Annotated in this window: 13 protein-coding genes; 5 read left to right on the plus strand and 8 right to left on the minus strand. The window is 65.1% G+C overall.

The features are described from left to right. The 3 genes from LI72_RS02380 to LI72_RS02390 form a co-directional block, all read right to left on the minus strand. Window positions 1–1608, minus strand: coding sequence for a family 43 glycosylhydrolase (locus LI72_RS02380; protein WP_052129446.1), 1608 nt, complete (start codon window positions 1606–1608; stop codon window positions 1–3). Between the two features lie 35 nt (window positions 1609–1643). Continuing rightward, window positions 1644–2660 carry an alpha/beta hydrolase gene (locus LI72_RS02385; RefSeq protein WP_033924363.1) on the minus strand — a complete coding sequence of 339 codons (1017 nt, stop codon included), beginning with the start codon at window positions 2658–2660 and terminating at the stop codon, window positions 1644–1646. Window positions 2661–2726: 66 nt separating this feature from the next. Beyond that, complete coding sequence (locus LI72_RS02390) at window positions 2727–5615, minus strand: TonB-dependent receptor (protein ID WP_033924210.1); 2889 nt, start codon at window positions 5613–5615, stop codon at window positions 2727–2729. Between the two features lie 300 nt (window positions 5616–5915). Between LI72_RS02390 and LI72_RS02395 the strand changes: the two genes are divergently transcribed. Both LI72_RS02395 and LI72_RS02400 read left to right on the plus strand, forming a co-directional pair. After that, window positions 5916–7217, plus strand: a complete 1302-nt coding sequence (locus LI72_RS02395; RefSeq protein WP_231562338.1) for a pectate lyase family protein — start codon at window positions 5916–5918, stop codon at window positions 7215–7217. Beyond that, window positions 7214–7633 carry a cupin domain-containing protein gene (locus LI72_RS02400; RefSeq protein WP_033924211.1) on the plus strand — a complete coding sequence of 140 codons (420 nt, stop codon included), beginning with the start codon at window positions 7214–7216 and terminating at the stop codon, window positions 7631–7633. The genes LI72_RS02395 and LI72_RS02400 overlap by 4 nt, the downstream gene beginning before the upstream one ends. On the opposite strand, the gene LI72_RS02405 is transcribed toward LI72_RS02400, so the two are convergent. The 5 genes from LI72_RS02405 to LI72_RS02425 form a co-directional block, all read right to left on the minus strand. After that, entirely contained in the window at window positions 7602–9146 is a 1545-nt protein-coding gene (locus LI72_RS02405) for a carboxylesterase/lipase family protein (protein ID WP_033924212.1), read from the minus strand. The two genes, LI72_RS02400 and LI72_RS02405, sit on opposite strands and share 32 nt — an antisense overlap. Continuing rightward, a complete protein-coding gene (locus tag LI72_RS02410) occupies window positions 9133–10146 on the minus strand; it encodes a sugar kinase (protein ID WP_033924365.1) in 1014 nt (337 codons plus the stop codon). Before LI72_RS02410 ends, LI72_RS02405 begins: the two co-directional genes overlap by 14 nt. A gap of 11 nt (window positions 10147–10157) precedes the next feature. Further along, the gene (kduD, locus tag LI72_RS02415; RefSeq protein WP_033924213.1) at window positions 10158–10931 is read right to left on the minus strand and encodes a 2-dehydro-3-deoxy-D-gluconate 5-dehydrogenase KduD; all 774 of its coding nucleotides are present in this window, start codon (window positions 10929–10931) and stop codon (window positions 10158–10160) included. A gap of 34 nt (window positions 10932–10965) precedes the next feature. After that, window positions 10966–11604: an RpiB/LacA/LacB family sugar-phosphate isomerase gene (locus LI72_RS02420; RefSeq protein ID WP_033924214.1), complete on the minus strand. Its 639-nt coding sequence runs from the start codon at window positions 11602–11604 to the stop codon at window positions 10966–10968. Between the two features lie 115 nt (window positions 11605–11719). Beyond that, window positions 11720–12736, minus strand: coding sequence for a LacI family DNA-binding transcriptional regulator (locus tag LI72_RS02425; RefSeq protein WP_033924366.1), 1017 nt, complete (start codon window positions 12734–12736; stop codon window positions 11720–11722). A gap of 167 nt (window positions 12737–12903) precedes the next feature. Here LI72_RS02425 and LI72_RS02430 point away from each other — a divergent pair, with 167 nt between their 5' ends. The 3 genes from LI72_RS02430 to LI72_RS02440 all read left to right on the plus strand — a co-directional run bounded on the left by LI72_RS02430 (window position 12904) and on the right by LI72_RS02440 (window position 16667). Next, the gene (locus LI72_RS02430; protein ID WP_033924215.1) at window positions 12904–14415 is read left to right on the plus strand and encodes a UxaA family hydrolase; all 1512 of its coding nucleotides are present in this window, start codon (window positions 12904–12906) and stop codon (window positions 14413–14415) included. An 80-nt stretch (window positions 14416–14495) separates the two neighbouring features. Next, window positions 14496–15311 carry a 2-keto-4-pentenoate hydratase gene (locus tag LI72_RS02435; RefSeq protein ID WP_033924216.1) on the plus strand — a complete coding sequence of 272 codons (816 nt, stop codon included), beginning with the start codon at window positions 14496–14498 and terminating at the stop codon, window positions 15309–15311. A gap of 57 nt (window positions 15312–15368) precedes the next feature. After that, window positions 15369–16667 (plus strand): MFS transporter, encoded by a 1299-nt coding sequence (locus tag LI72_RS02440; RefSeq protein ID WP_052129409.1) that lies wholly within the window; start codon window positions 15369–15371, stop codon window positions 16665–16667. Window positions 16668–16670 lie beyond the last annotated feature (3 nt).

The raw sequence follows: 16670 nt of genomic DNA on the forward strand, positions 1-16670 counted from the left end.
TCAGTCCTCAAGCGCGGTGAAGCGGAAGTCGCGAAATTTCGCCTCGCCTGGCCCTGCCGCATAGAGACCCGGACGCAGCATCAGGAAGCCGCCGCGGACATTGTGGTGGTAGCCGGAGAGCTCCATGCCGCGGTCGAACTTGACCCAGGTCTTGCCGCCATCACCCGATGTGTGAAAGCTGACGATATGCCGGCGGTTGGTCACGCGGATGCGCATCCGGCTGCCATGCGGATTGACCGGGCGCGCGCGCTCGATGCCGTACTGGTGCGTGACGAAGCGCTCTGCATCGAAGCCCAGGCCTGCATAGAGCTTGTCGTCATAGAACAGCACCAGCCCTGCGGTTCCGCCGGCTGCAAGTTCGATATCGCATTCGAACCGGTACGAGGTATCCCCTGCCGTCACCAGCAGCGGTGATCCGGTCGAGGGGGCCAGCCCCTTGCCCTCGAGAAACAATGTCCTGTTTGCTACGCGGGCGCGGCTCGCTTCATCAGGATCGGGGCGGAAGAACGACCATTTGGTACCGAGCTGCAGGCTGGCGAAATCGTCGGACAGCGCCATGCCATGAGACAATGCCTCGCCGCCCTGCGGCTTGGGAAGGGGCCGCGACAGATCGCCGCCGGTCATCCTGAACCAGCCATCCTTGGTCCATTCGACCGGATCGAGCAGACACTGCCGTCCCAGCGTCCAATAGCCGTTCTCGAACCCGTGATACAGGCTCCACCAGCTTCCGTCCGGTGCCTCCACCAGGCTGGCATGGCCGCGCGACCACCAGGCCTCTCGGATATCGGTGGTGCGCACCAGCGGGTTGCCGGGATGCTGCTCCCACGGGCCATGGATCGATCGCGAGCGAGCCGCGATGACCATGTGTCCCGTGGGAGGCCCCGCCGTGCCCCCCACGGCGGTGAGCATGTAGAACCAGTTGCCGACCCGGTGGATCTTCGGTCCTTCGGGCGCAAAGCCTTCGACATCCCATTCTTCGGGATAGCGCCAGGGATCGTAGACATGCTCGACCTCGCCGGTCACCCGCATCCCGTCATCGGACAAGCGCACCCGGTCGCCGCCCGAGAGGAACAGCCAGCGCGATCCATCCTCGCCCACCGCGTGGCACGGGTCGATATGCTTGTGCAGCCCCAGCGGGACCGGGTCGCTCCAGGGGCCATCGATATCATCAGACCAGATCACGAAAATGTCGTTCTGCGGGCTGGCCTTGACCGGAATGTAGAGGAAATAGCGGCCCTGATGCTTTTCCAGGCTGACCGCCCAGACCGAGCCGATATTGCGGGTCAGCGCTGTCTGGCGGGGCTGCCAGTTCACCAGATCGCGCGAATGCCAGATCAGCAACCCGGGATAGGATTCGAAGCTCGAGAAGGTGAGGTAATAGTCCTCGCCGTCCTTGAGGATCGCAGGATCGGGCCGGTCGCCCGACAGCACGGGGTTGAGGAAGGTGCCATCGCCCAGATCGGCCATGCGCTGGTTGTCGAGCCCCCGGCGCCAGCCTGGGGAGGGCGTGTCCGACGAAGACTGCGGCGCCGGGGAAGGGCTTGCGCGCAGCGATGCTGCAAGCCCCGGTGAGGTCAGCCCCAAGGTCGCCAGCGAGGCCGAGGCCATCGCGGAGCGGCGGGTCAGGAGCGGGGCGCGGCGCTTCACAGCGCCAGCCCGGTGGTGCGGGCCCAGGCACGCCACAGATCGGGCCAGGCCTCGACCGGCTTGCCGATCGCCTTGCGGAGGCCAAAACCGTGACCGCCATGCTCGAACAGATGCGTTTCCACGCGAATGCCTCTGGCCTTCAACGCAGCGCGCAGCAGCAGGGCGTTGTTGACGGGTACCGCGTCGTCGTCCTCAGCATGCAGCAGGAAGAACGGCGGCGCATTCGCAGGAACATTGCGGTGCGGCGAATGTGCGGCCTCCAGCGCGGGCGAGGCCGTCTTGCCGATCAGCAGTTCGCGCGATCCGGCATGCGCGTCGGGCGCAGTCATCGCAATGACGGGATAGATAGGCGCGGCGCTGTGCGGCTTGGCTGAAAGCTGATCGGCGCCGTCCACTGGATCATAGACCTTTGCATCGAACCGCGTTGCGAGATCGGCGCACAGATGCCCGCCTGCGGAAAAGCCCATCGCGGACACCCGCTCGGGATCAATCGCAAAATCGCGTGCACGGTGGCGGATCAACCGCATCGCGCGCTGGGCGTCGGCAAGCGCGACGTTCGGGCCTGCCGCCCAGCCTTCGCCTGGCAGCCGATAGAACAGCACGAAGGCGGTAAAGCCGCGTGCTGCCAGCCAGCGGCCCATTTCATAGCCTTCCTTGTCGACTACCACCCAGCGATAGCCCCCACCGGGCGTGATCAGCACCGCTGCGCCATTGGGCCTGTCGGGGCGGAAGACGGCCATGCGCGGCCTGGAAATCCCGTAAACCGCGCGGTCGGTGACCAGCCGGTCGGTGGAGCGCTCCTGCACCGTTTCGGTCAGCGCGGTGGCCGGCATGCCAGGAGCGCCGCCGGGCCACAGATCGATGGTTTCGAAAGGTTGCGGCAGGCCGGGAGGCAACGGCCCGCCTGGCACCTGGGGCACTGCGGTCTGCGCGAGCGCGGGCAGTGCCAACGGGGGCAGGGCCAGCCCCGCACACACGGAAGCCGCCATGAAGGATCGGCGATCGATGGTCATGGCGGCTCCCTTGAAGTTGGCAGATTGGCCGGCCGGGCAGCGTGGAGCCACCGCCCGGCCGATCAATCAGTATTTGAAGCGCGCACCGAGGAAGAAGGTGCGGCCGAAATGGTTGTTCTCGTAGTTCCGGTCCGCATCGAAATCGGTGAAGCGATAGCGATAGGTGTCGGTCAGGTTGTTGCCTTCCAGCGAGACTTCGACCCATTCGGTCAGCTTGTAGCGGATCGAGGCGTCGAGGTTGAACTGGCTGCCAAAGCCTTCGAGGATGTTGCCGGTGCCGCTTGCGCCTTCGTGCCAGCGGCTGCGATACGTTCCCATGATGCGGGCCGAGAACTTGCCGTCATCATAATAGAACGTGCCGTTGTACGAATAGCGCGACACGTTGGCGAGCGCCGCGCTGCGCGTGATGTTGACCAGCGCGCCGCCGGGGACCGTGGCCGGACCCTGAACGATGAAATCGGCATTGCTGTCGATATAGGTCGCGTTGGCCAGGATGCCGAAGTTGCTGATGAAGCCGTCTGCAAACACGCTGAACGGCAGCTGCAGGGCGACTTCCACGCCCTTCAGCTTGGCGCCGGTGCCATTGACCGGCGTGGTCAGTGTCCAGATCGGCTGGGTCAGCAATGCCGGATTGAGCGCGGCCGGCGAGGACGGATTGAGCACCGATACCGGCAGGCCGGTCTGGGCGAAGGTTGCTTCGGTGATCGCGGCCGTCTGGGTGAAGCTGTCGACATTCTTGATGAAGCCAGCCACCGAGAACAGCGCCTGGGGTGCGAAATACCATTCGATCGCAAGGTCGTAGTTGGTCGCACGGAACGGTTCGAGGAACGGGTTTCCGCTGTTCACCCGGAAGTTAAAGCCGTCCGCTGAACCGCCGGGGGTCAGCGATCCCAGCGTCGGGCGGGTGATGACCTCTGCCGCTGCTGCGCGGATGATCAGGTTCTCCGTCGGGAAGATCGCAAGGTTGGCCGAAGGCAGCCAGTCGTCATAGCTGCGCTCGATGGTCGCTTCGACCGCACCAACCAGCCCGTAGGATGACTGTTCGGTCTTCACGTAGCGGATGCCGGCATTGAGCGCATATTCCATGCCGAAGAGGTCGCCCTTGGCATCGAACTGCAGATAGCCGCCCTTGGTGGTTTCCTGCACGCCGCGGTTGTTGCCCGCATCCAGCGCCAGCGGACGGCTGTAAAGCCGGGTGAACTCCGCCGCTGCGGGAAGGTTGGGGACCAGCCAGGCGTTGGTGTTGCCTGCAGGCTGTCCCGCCTGGCCCAGCTGGAACAGCTCGGACAGGGCAGGCGTCGCCTGGAAGCCGTACACGGCGCTGGGGCCGAACACGGTCGATGCCGAGCACGTGAGAGTTCCCAGCACGCGGTCGACGCCGCCGTTGCCGCACACCGCGGTGTCACGGGTGAAGGCAATGGTATCGAATTCGAACCGGCGCCACATTGCGCCTGCCTTGATGGTGAAGTCCTCGGTCACGTCCCATTCGGTGCGCAGCTGCGCGGTCTTGAACTGGTTGACGATTTCCGACGGGCGATCGCGGATTTCGGCGAGCTGGAACACCGCCGGGTCGGTGACGCTGGTACCGAAGGTGAGCTTCGGGCGCTTCATGTCGGTATAGTCGTAGCTATAGCCCTGCGCATCGCGGTCGTCGAAAACGATGGTGGTTTCCACCGGAATATCGGCAGTCGACTTCGAGATGCCGCCGAGCAGCGTGAAGCGGAAGCTGTCCGAAAGGTCCTGATCCCACGATCCGCCGACCTGATAGAATTCGGTAGTGCTTTCGCGCAGATAATGCTCGGTGCGTACCCACGCATCGTTCAGCGTGGCGGAAATCATGTTGTTGTTGGCGTCGTAGACCGGATTGATGACGTCGATCGACCGTTCGTTGGAACGCAGCAGCACTTCGCCCCAGCGTTCGCGGCGGTCGCTGTTGAAGCGCGAGAACAGACCGTCGATCGAGAACTTGGTCATGTCGGTCGGGGCGAACTGGATCGATCCGGTGATGCCCAGACGCTCGCGGTCGTGCTTCACTTCGCCGTAGCGCGGGATACGCGGGTGGAAGGCGAGGGCGGCCTGATCGCACGCCGCGCTGCGTCCGTTGGTGTAGACGCCGCCGGTATTGGGGCGCGCCGCGAGGTTGGTGGCGCTGGCGGTGAAGCACGGTGCGCCGTTGACCGAGTCAAACCGGGCCTGGGCCCAGCGCACGGTGTTGTTGCCGAGCTCCAGCACCTGCGTCTTCTGATAGGCGGCAGACAGCGACACGCCGAACGTGCCGGAATCGTTGCGCCAGCTGAGCAGCCCGGCAAGGCGCGGGCCGACATATTCGGAAAGGTCGTTATAGCTCGCCACTGCCGATCCGACGGCGGTGAAGCCTGCCTTGCCCGCCAGCGGGTTGCCGGTGTTGAGATCGACCACGGCGCCCAGCGAACCTTCGTCGAGGCTGGCTTCAGCGGTCTTGTGGACGACGATCGAGCTGAACAGCTCGGAGGCGAATACGTTGAAGTCGAACGCGCGGTCGCGGTTGGCAGAAGCGCCATCGGTCGAGGTGGCGACGGTTTCGAGGCCGTTGACACGCACGCGGGTGAACTGGCTCGACAGACCGCGCACGGTGATCGCGCGGCCTTCGCCAGCGTCGCGGGTGATCGAAATGCCGGGAATGCGCTGCAGCGATTCTGCGAGGTTCTGGTCGGGGAACTTGGCGATGTCTTCGGCAACGATCGCGTCGATCGCGCCCACCGAGGTACGCTTGAGGTTGATTGCGGCTTCAAGCGACTGGCGGAAACCGGTGACGACAATCTCGTCGGCGGCGACCTCATCGTCGACCGTGGTCGGCTGCTCGGTCTCGGCGACCTGCGCCTGGGCGGTTCCGGCCGCGCCCAGCGCGCATCCGGTCAGCAGCGCTGCCTTGAAAATCGAAATGCCCGAAAAACGCTGCGAATGCTGACTGCGCATGATAAATCCCCTCCTGATCGCCCATTTTCCAGGCAACTGCTACCGGTGTCAAAGGGGAAGATGCGCTCTGCATCCTGCACTCTGAGACACCCCGACTCCCGACCGTGTTAACCTTGCCGAAGCAGGCATCGCGGCTCTTTACCGCTTCCCCGAATCTGCCTGCTGTGTTCGCTGGCTGATCACGGTAACCGGTGTCATTATGTATTGCCCTCAAGCTGCGGCTCTGTCAATAACCATGGCAACGGGAGAGAAATGATGCACAAGACACTGCAAAACGCCGCAATTATCGGCGCGTTTGTCATGGCCAGCCTTGTTCCGGCCTGGGCCGAACCCCACCCGGCAGACCCGACCACAGGCGGCGCCGGCGGGCGAATCATCCGAGTGACGACACTGACCAAGGACGGTCCCGGGTCGCTCGCCGAGGCGCTGGCGACCAAGGGCAAGCGGACCATCGTCTTCGAAGTGGGGGGCGTCATCGACCTCGGCCGCAGCACTCTGGAGATCAAGGAACCCTTCCTGACGATTGCAGGTCAGACCGCGCCTTCGCCCGGCATCACCATCGTCAAGGGCGGCATCGATGTACGCACGCATGATGTCGTCGTCTCGCATATCCGGGTCATGACCGGCGCGGATGGCCAGGCCCGGATGTCGGGCTGGGAAGCGGATTCGTTCTCCACCGTGGCGGCGCGCAACATCGTCGTCGAGCATTGCAGCTTCCTGTGGGGTGTGGACGAGAACATGTCGGCATCCGGCCCGCGCTTTACCGGCAAGACGGTGGCCGAATGGCGCGCCGGGACCAGCCACAACATCGTCTTTCGCGACAATCTGGCCGCCGAGGGCCTCGCCACGTCGAGCCACCCCAAGGGTGAACACAGCAAGGGTTCGCTGATCCACGACAATGCGACCAACATCACCTTCTACCGCAACGTCTGGGCGCACAATGTCGAGCGTTCGCCGCTGGTAAAGGGCGGGGCGCAGGTGAGCATGATCAACAACCTGATCTACAATCCCGGCCACCGCGCGGTGCATTACAACCTGATGAACCTCGAGTGGTTGGGGCAGGATTATGTCACCGGAGAGATCACCGCGATCGGCAATGTGATGCGCGGCGGCAACGATACCAACGAAGGTCTGCCTTTCCTGATGCTGGGCGGTGACGGTGACCTCGCGTATTTCGGCAAGGACAATCGCGCGGTCGATCGGCATGGCAATCCGCTGCCCCAGTTCGGCCGCTATGGCGAAACGCAGGCAAAGCTGATCACCGCCGACGCCCCGCTCGCCGATGTCTCGCGCTATCAGGTCCTGGCTTCGGGAGATGTCGAGACATCGTTGCTGCAGACCGCAGGTGCGCGGCCGTGGGATCGTGCGCCAGACGACATCCGCGTGCTGTTCTTCGTGGCCGAAGGCCGCGGCGACATCATCGACGATGAGAGCGAAGTCGGCGGCTATCCCAAGTTTGCACCGACCACCGCGAGGTTCGTCGAGGCCGAATGGAATCTCGACACGATGACCCCCAAAAACGGGCGCTATCCGGGCCAGAAGGGCGGAGCGCAGGAATCGCTGTCGACGCGCGATCGCCAGATGCGGCAGGACCGCAAGTGAGCCTGCTAGCTGCGCTGCTGCTGGCGGGGGCCCCGCCGATGGCGATCGTCGACGAGGCCGACACCTTGCGGCGAGAACCACCGCCGCACGGTGCGATCGGCATGAGCAGCGCCTGGCGGATCAGCGACCATGTGCCGCAGCCGCGCCGCATGGAATTCCGCCGCCGCACACTCGATATCGGCGCGGCGATCGGCGAGCATACGATCGCGCATGACGAGGTCTATTATGTGCTGGACGGCGAGGGCGAGGTCGTCTCGGATGGCCAGCGCGCCACGCTCAAGCCCGGCATGACCGCGTATCTCTATGACGGCGCGGTGGTCGGCATCTGGCAGAAGGGCGACAAGCCGCTGGCGCTGATCATCGCCTATCCGGTCAAGGAACCGGTCAGCTGCCCGGCTGAATGTAAGGCGCCGTAGCCCATAATTCGCGCTCGAAGCGGCGTGGGTCGTCGATGCAATCCGCGCGGCCATCGCCGACCACCAGGGTCGCGCGATCGGGCAGGGCATAGGGCTTCCAGTCGGCGAGCCCGGGCTTTCCATTCTTGGCAAGGCCAGTGAACGCCTGCATCATCCGATCGCGTGTGCGCCGCGCGCCTTCATCCACGCCGCTCATGCTGCCGGGCGCATCGAGCGTGCCGAACACATAGGGAATGTCGTCGGTATGTGCCGCGCCGCGCAGCGGATCGACGTGCGAGGGGCGATCGAGCTGGTATACCCAGGTTTTGTCAGCCCCTGCACGCGCCCGCGCATCGGCTTCTATCACCTGTCCCGGCCACGATCGGCCTGCTGTTGTCGCGGCATAGAACACTTGCTGCGCCGTCCAGTCCGGGTATTGCGCGCGATATTGCGCAACGACCCAATCGATATCGAGATCGATCTTCACCTCGGGCGTGATTCGCGCGGCAAGATTGGTCCAATCCAGCCCCTGCAGCTTGGCTCCGCGCGGATCGATAAACGCGCGAGTCTCTTCACGGGTATTGCCCAGGATCATCGGGATCGAGAGCGATTGCGGCGCAGCATCGGGCCAGAACGGGTGGCGCGGCAGATTGGTCATGTCGAGCACTGGCCCGAAATACACCGACCCGCCGATCACCGGATCGGTCGCCGCCAGAGCATCGACCAGCCGCTGCGTTGGCGCCGTGCGCAGACCTTCGACATCGTCCGCTGCCAGCCCCATAGCCGTCATCAGCGCGCGGGTGCGAGCCCAGGCGTTGATCGGTCCGCTGGCGGTCACCTGCTGGCCGCTCATCGTGGCCGCGCTGTGAAACAGGCCCTGCGCCGCGGGCATCGCCATCAGCGTGGCGATCTTCGCGCCGCCGCCCGACTGGCCGAACACCATCACCCGGCGCGGATCGCCGCCGAAATCGCGGATATGGTCGCGCACCCATTCGAGCGCGAGGATGAGGTCGAGCTGGCCCAGGTTGCCGCTGTCGGCAAAGCGCGGCCCGAAGGGTTTGAGCCAGGCATAGCCGAACGCGTTGAGCCGGTGATTGACCGTGACAACTACGACATCGCCGGCAGCAGCCAGCTTGGCCCCATGGGTGAGCGGATCGGTAACGGTGCCAGTGGTATAGGCCCCGCCGTGGAAATAGACCATCACCGCGCGGCCCGCCTTCGGGTTTGCGTCAGGCGTCCATACGTTGAGGAACAGGCAGTCTTCGGACTGCGGCGTATCGCGATTGCCGCGCTGCGGCGCAATCGGTGCGAAGCCTTGCGCGGCGGTCTTCACACCCGGCCATGGTTCGGCCAGCGGTCGTTCGAACCGCGCCGCGCGGCCGTAACGGATGCCCTTGAAGGCGCTCACACCCTGTTCGCGCAGGCCGGTGAAGCTACCCGCTTGCGGGTCTCGGGTGCTGGCCAGCGCCGGGCTGGCGACCAGCGCCGCACCCGCACTCAGCAGCCCGCGGCGGGTCAAGTCAGCGGCGGACATCGCCGCCGGCAGCTGAGAAGCCAGCCAGTTCGTCGGGCCGGATCAGGCAGAAATCACCCGGCAGCGAATGCTTGAGCGCCGCCAGCGCCAGCCCGCATTCGGCCATCGCCTGCTCGCCTGCGCCTTGCAGATACTGGTGCAGCACGCCTGCAGCAAATGCATCACCGGTACCGATGCGGTCGACGATGCCGGTTACATCGATCTCTGCCGTCTGGTGCTTGCCCTGACGCGTGTCGACCCGGGCAGCAATGCGATGATGGTCACTGCTGACGATATGGCGCGCGGTGGAAGCGACCAGTTGCAGATTGGGGAAGGCATCGAACGCGGCGTCGACGGCTTCGCGCCTGCGCTCTGCGCCGTCGCCCGAGAAGGTCTTGCCCAGCAGCAAAGAGATATCGCGATGGTTGCCGATCAGCACCGTCGCGGCGCCCACCAGCCGGGTGAGAATGCTGCGCGGATCGCTGTCCCAGCTTTCCCACAGCTGCGCGCGGTAGTTACCGTCGAGACAGATCGGAACGCCCGCCGCCTGCGCTGCGGCGATGGCCGCATCGGCCAATGCTACGCCCTTGGGTCCCAGGGCAGGGGTGATGCCCGACATGTGCAGCAATGCCGCGCCTTCGAGCGCGCCTGCAATGTCCAGTGCATCCGGTTCGCTCAGAGCGAAGGCAGAGCCTGCGCGATCATAGGTGATCGACGAGGGGCGCAGTCCAGCGCCTGCTTCCATGAAATACAGGCCCATGCGCCCGGGAGCGCGCGCGATGAAGCGGGTATCGACCCCGGCAGCTCCCAGATCCGCCCTTGCCTTGTCGCCCAGCGGCGACTGTGGCAGCAGGGTGACCATCCGCGTTTCATGCCCCAGCGACGCCAAGGCGGCGGCCACATTGGCCTCCGCTCCGCCTACCACCATGTCGAGCGTCTGCGCCTGCACCATCATGCGTGCGCCCGGCGGGGCGAGCCGCAGCAGCATCTCGCCAAAGCAGACGACAGCGCCACTCTTCATCTCGGGCTCCGTCACCGGGCGAGCCATCCGCCATCGACCGCAAGCACATGGCCCTGCACATAATCGGCGGCGTTGCTCGCCAGGAATACCGCGGCCCCGCCGATGTCGGCAGGGTCACCCCAGCGGCCCTCGGGAATGCGCTCCATGATCTGCCGGTTGCGAGTCTCGTCAGCCTGCAGCTGCGCGGTGTTGTTGGTGGCGATATAGCCGGGCGCGATCGCATTGACGTTGACGCCCTTGGCCGCCCATTCGCATGCCAGCAGCTTGGTGAGGCCCGCAACGCCGCTCTTGCTCGCGGTGTAGCTCGGCACGCGGATGCCCCCCTGGAAGCTCAGCATCGAGGCGATGTTGATGATCTTGCCGCGACGGCCCGTAGCTTCGCGCTCCGCGATCATGTGCCGTCCCGCCGCCTGGCTGAGAAAGAACACCGATTTGAGGTTGGTATCGATCACCGCGTCCCAGTCTTCCTCGGTAAAGTCCACCGCATCGGCGCGGCGGATGATCCCGGCATTGTTGACCAGAATGTCCAGCCCGCCAAGCCCTTCCAGCACCTGCGCGACAACATCGCCCACAGGCGCAATCGACCCGAGGTCGGCGGCGACCAGCTCGCAGCGGCGACCCAGCGCGCGCACCTTGGCGGCGGTATCGTCTGCCGGTGTGCGACCGACCGCAGCGATATCCGCTCCGGCCTGCGCGAGCGCCAGCGCGATGCCCTGGCCGATGCCGGTGTTCGCACCGGTCACCACCGCAACCCGGCCCGAAAGGTCGAAAAGGCTGTTCGTCATGATCGTCCTCTCCCCGCTTATGGGGTTATGCTGTTCAGGCGGTGAGTTCGCGCAGATAGGCAGCGATCGCTTCGTCCTGGCAGTTGGGATAGAAATATTCGGCAAACCGCTCGCCTGCGACCGCGGCCTTGAGCAGATCCTGATCGACGGTCTTCAGCACGGTGAGCATGTCGTGGCAGCTTGCCGCCTTGAGGTCCTTCAGGATGCCGCGGTTCTTGGCCATGATCGCTGCACGTTCCTTGGGATAGCCCAGGCCGCGCTCGCCATCGAACAGCTTCTTGTAGACATCCTGCAGATTGAGCTCGGCTGCCCAGCCAAAGCCCTTGGCATAAGGCATCGAAATGGCGTTGCCGTCGTTGATCTGGCCGAACAGGAAGGCGTCGGTCGGGTCGATCACCAGGCCGCAGAACACGCCGGGCATGGCATTGCACGCCAGCATCGAACCCATCCCGGTGCCGCAGCCGGTGACGACAAAGTCCGCCGCGCCCGAATTGAGCAGGATTCCGGTGAGCAGGCCGTTCATCACATAGGTCAGCGATGCCGAATCCTCGGCGGTGTACATGCCGTAATTGAACACGTCATGGCCCAGCGGCTGGGCAACCGTGGTCAGCGCTTCGTGGATGATGGCGTTCTTGGCAGCCTGGCTGTTTTCGGTGATCAGTGCGATCTTCATGGGTCTCTCCTGTCCGGGCGGTACCGCTCCGGTCTGTCTCTGATAAACGATTGGCCTGCTTGGTAACCGGTGTCATAAAGCCATGCAAGCCCCATTCGGCGGGGCGGGGGTTATGTCAGGCCGATGCAACCGAGGCCCGCTCGATCAGATCGGACAGGAAGTGCGAGGGCTGGCTGCGGGCTTCGACCGGATCGATCAGCTTGATCGCGGCGGCCTTGGCCATCGCCTGGATCGGCCAGCGCACGGTGGTCATGGGGGGCCAGATGTGCGCGGCGATGGCGGTATCGTCAAAGCCGATGATCGACAGATCCTCGGGAACCGAAAGGCCGATGCTGCGCGCGGCGTGCAGCACGCCGGCGGCCATTTCGTCATTGCTGGCGAAGATCGCACTGGGGCGGGGGGAGGCGGCGAGCAGCTTTTCGCCGGCGGCAATGCCGGTCTCGAAGGTATAGCTGCCTTCTGCCATGATCGCCGGGTCCAAGGCGATGGCTGCGGTCTCCAGCGCATCGCGATAGCCCAGCGCACGCTCGGCGGCGGAACGGAAGCCCTCGGGCCCTGCGACGAAGCCGATGCGGCTGTGGCCATGGCTGATCAGATAGGCGATCGCCTTGGCCACCGCCTCGCGATCGTTCGACGCGACCATGTGCGCGTCCTCGTCCAGCCGCACCGAACCCATGCGCACATAGGTCACACCCAGTTCGTCACACAGCTCGGCAAGCGCGTCGTTCTCCGAAATCGGCGGAAGCAGCAGCACCCCGAACAGTCGCTGTTGCTCCAGAAAGGTGCGAACGTCGTCGAGCATGTCGGGGGAGCGGCGGTTGACCGGTCGCACCACCAAAGCGAATTCGGTTTCGCGGATGGCCGAAAGGATGCCCTCCTGCACGCCCAGCACCATCTGCGCATTGGGGTTGTCGTGGATCAGCCCGATCAGGAAGTTGCGCCGCAAGGCCAGCGCCCGCGCCTGCGGGTTGGGGACGTAGCCCAGTTCGGCGATCACCGCCTCGACCTTGTCGCGCGTCGCGCCATTGAGCAGGGGCGAACGGTTGATGACGCGGCTGACGGTCTTCTTCGAGACCCCGGCAATCCGCGCGACATCGTTGATGGTGGGCTTGCCCTCTTTTGCCTTGTTCACGCGCTGATCTGCCCCATCGCCCAACTACACCGGTGTCAGTGCAGCAATTGTCCTAGCCGCAACTACGGCCTCTAGGCAATCCCGCCATCATTGACACCGGTTACCATCACGCTATGCCTGATGGACGCGGACGCCAGAGAATCGCCGCGCTGAGGAGAGCACCCGCCATGTCCCCCGCCATGCTGCCAGCGATGCAGGTCCATGCCGCAGACACGGTTGCCGTGGCCTTGCGCGACCTTGCTGCGGGCACAGTGGTCGAGCTTGGGGCACTGCGAGTCTCGCTGGCGACCGATATCGACCGGGGACACAAGTTCGCGCTGGCGGCCCATGGGATGGGTGATGCCGTGGTGAAATACGGGCTGCCGATCGGCCGCGCGACCGCACCGATCGCACCGGGCGATCATGTTCATGTTCACAATCTGCATACGGCGCTGGCAGGCGAGCTGGCCTATGCGCCGGGGCTTGGCGCAGGCGCGAGTCACGTGCCGCCAGCTGGCGGTCCGGTGTGGCAGGGTTATCTGCGCGCCGATGGCCGCGCAGCCACGCGCAACGAGATATGGATCCTGCCCAGCGTCGGCTGTGTCGCGCTGACCGCAGAGCAGATCGCGCGCGAGGCCAATACGCGGCATGCAGGGGTGATCGCGACAGGGCGGCTCGATGGTGTCCACGCCTTTGCCCATCCGCACGGCTGCTCGCAACTGGGCGACGATCTCGCGGCGACACGGACGCTGCTGGCGGGTCTTGCCACGCACCCCAATGCGGCGGGCGTGCTGCTGCTGGGGCTGGGATGCGAATCGAACCAGCTCACCGATCTTGTCGCCGCCCTGCCGCCCATGGCGCGTGCCAAGGTGCAGTGCCTGTCGACGCAAGGTGCAGGCGACGAACTGGCCGAGGCCGCCGCGATCATCGACTCGCTTGTCGCCGTCGCATCCGCCGCCGAGCGCCAGCCGCTGCCGCTGGGTTCCCTGGTGGTCGGACTGAAATGCGGCGGGTCCGACGGATTTTCGGGGCTCACAGCCAACCCCCTGCTGGGACGGTTCAGCGACACGCTCGCGGCGGCTGGCGGCACGCCGATCCTGACCGAGATACCCGAGATCTTCGGTGCAGAGCAGGCGCTGCTCAAGCGCGCGGCCGATGCCGATACCTTTGCGCAGGCCGCAGCGTTGGTGAACGGGTTCAAGCGCTATTATCTCGATCAGGGGCTGCCGGTGTCGGAGAACCCTTCGCCCGGCAACATCGCCGGCGGCATCACCACGCTGGAGGAGAAATCGGCAGGCGCCGTGCAGAAGGCCGGAAGCGCCGTGCTGACCAGCGTGCTGGGTTATGGTGAGCGGGCGGCAAGGCCCGGCCTGGCACTGCTCGAAGCGCCCGGCAACGATGCGGTGTCCTCGACGGCGCTGACCGCGGCGGGGGCGACCTTGGTGCTGTTCACCACCGGACGCGGAACGCCGCTGGGATTTCCCGCGCCCACGTTGAAGATCGCCTCGAATCGGGCGCTGGCCGAGGCCAAGCCGCACTGGATCGATTTCGATGCATCTGCGGTGCTGGAGGCAGATCCCGATGGGGTGGATGCAGCGTTTCTGGACAGCCTTCTGGCGATTGCCAGCGGACGAAAAACCGCGGCCGAACACGCTGGGCAGCGCGCGATCGCGATCTGGAAGAAGGGCGTGACGCTGTAGCGATGTCTGCCGCGAAGCACGGCCTCTTGCGAATGACACCGGTTTCCTTTAGGCAACCGGATACGAAAAGGACTTGAGGGATGGGGATAGAATTGACGGTGGATTCAGCGGTCGATGCGGTGGCGCAGGCCTTTGTCCTTGCCCGGCGCGAGGCGCAGGTGCTGAGCGCCTATCCGGGCATGGCGCCGAATGCGCTTGCGCCGGCCTATGCGATTCAGGATCGCGCGATCGCGATCGATGGGCGCAAGGTGATCGGCTGGAAGGTCGGCCGCATCAACCCGCCGCTCGATGGAATCCTGGGCGCAAACCGCCTGGCCGGGCCGATCTTTGGCGACAGCGTTGTCGATGCGATCGAGGGGCAGGTGCCCGATATGCCGGTGTTCGATGGCGGCTTTGCCGCGGGCGAGGCAGAGCTTCTGCTGCATGTCGCGCCCGGTTTTGCCGGCCCCGTGCCCAGCGATGACGACGGCACCCGCGCAATTCTGGATGATGTCCGGCTGGGCATCGAGATCGCCAGCTCGCCGTATCCCGGTATCAACACCGATGGCCCAGCGGTCACTGTTTCCGACTTCGGCAACAATGCCGGCATGGTGCGCGGGGCGGAGCTTGCCGGCTGGCGCGATGTCGACCTGTGCGCGATTGTCGTGCGCAGCGAGATCAACGGTATCGAGGTCGGCAAGGCGACGGCTGCGACGATGCTCGATGGCCCTTATGGCGCTGTGCGGTTTTTGCTGGGCAATCTGCTGGAGCGCGGGTTCGATGTCTCGCAGGGTCTGTGGATATCGACCGGCGCGATCACGGGCGTGCACGAGATTGCGCTGGGCCAGTCGTTCCGCGCGATCTTCGAAGGCTGCGGCGATGTCTGCTGCCGCGTCGTGGCTGCACAGCCACGCTAAGGTTTTTCACATATTGGCGGATCGGCAAAAGCCGGGCGCGCACCTGGGAGAGGGACTATGGTTGATACCGCCGCACAAGCGACACGGCCCCCGGCGCTGGATGCCGCCGCGGGCAGGGCAGGGCGCTATCGCTGGGTGATCGTCGGTCTGTTGTTCGCGGCCACCGCGATCAACTATATCGACCGCCAGATGATCGGGGTGCTCAAGCCCACTTTGGTCGCCGAGTTCGGCTGGACCGAAAGCGACTTTGCCAACATCGTCTTCTGGTTCCAGGTCGCCTATGCCATCGGCTATATCGGCTTTGGCCGCATCGTCGATGTGCTCGGCGCGCGGCTGGGCTATGCGATCGCCATCGTCATCTGGACGGTGGGCCATATGGCGCACGGCCTGGCGAGCGGGGTGACCAGCTTTGCTGCGGCGCGCTTTGGCCTGGGCATCGGCGAAAGCGGCAACTTCCCCGCCGGCATCAAGGCGGTGACCGACTGGTTCCCGCAGCGCGAGCGCGCCTTTGCCATCGGCCTGTTCAACGCCGGCGCCAATGTCGGCGCGATCATTACGCCGCTGCTCGTCCCGCTGCTCGTGTTGTGGTTCGGCTGGCGCGAGGCCTTCTACATCACCGGTGTATTCGGTCTGGTCTGGCTGGTTGCCTGGTGGGCGATCTATCGCCACCCGTCCGAGCACAAGAGCGTGTCGCCTGCAGAACTCGCCTGGATCCAGCAGGACCCGGCGGACCCGGTCGAGAAGATCGGCTGGGGCCGTCTGCTAACCGTGCGCGAGACCTGGGCCTATGCGCTGGGCAAGTTCCTGATCGACCCGATCTGGTGGTTCTTCCTCTTCTGGCTGCCGGGCTATCTGTTCGAACGCTATGACATGGATCTCAAGACCTTCGGTCTGCCGCTGGCGGCGATCTATCTGATCTCCGATGGCGGATCGATTTTCGGCGGGTGGATGTCGTCGCGGCTGATCAAGGCAGGGCGCACCCCCAATTTCGCGCGCAAGGCGACGATGCTGCTGTGCGCGCTGGCGGTCACGCCGATCTGGTTTGCGCAGAGCATCGACAGCATCTGGGCGGCGGTGCTGATCATCGGCCTTGCGACCGCAGCGCACCAGGCGTTTTCGGCAAACCTCTACACGCTGCCGTCAGACATGTTCCCGCGCGGCGCGGTGGGGTCGGTCATCGGCATCGGTGGCACGGTCGGTGCCCTGGGCGGAATGGGGATGGCGCTGTTCACCGGCTATATCCTCGACAGCACCGGCAGCTACGAGATCCTGTTCGCGATCTGCGCGAGCGCCTATCTGCTGGCGCTGCTGGTGGTGCATCTGCTCAGCCCCAGGCTCGCGCCGGTGAAGGTCTGATCG

It is taken from the genome of Sphingomonas sp. 35-24ZXX, assembly GCF_000786215.1.
Classification (GTDB): Bacteria; Pseudomonadota; Alphaproteobacteria; order Sphingomonadales; family Sphingomonadaceae; genus Blastomonas.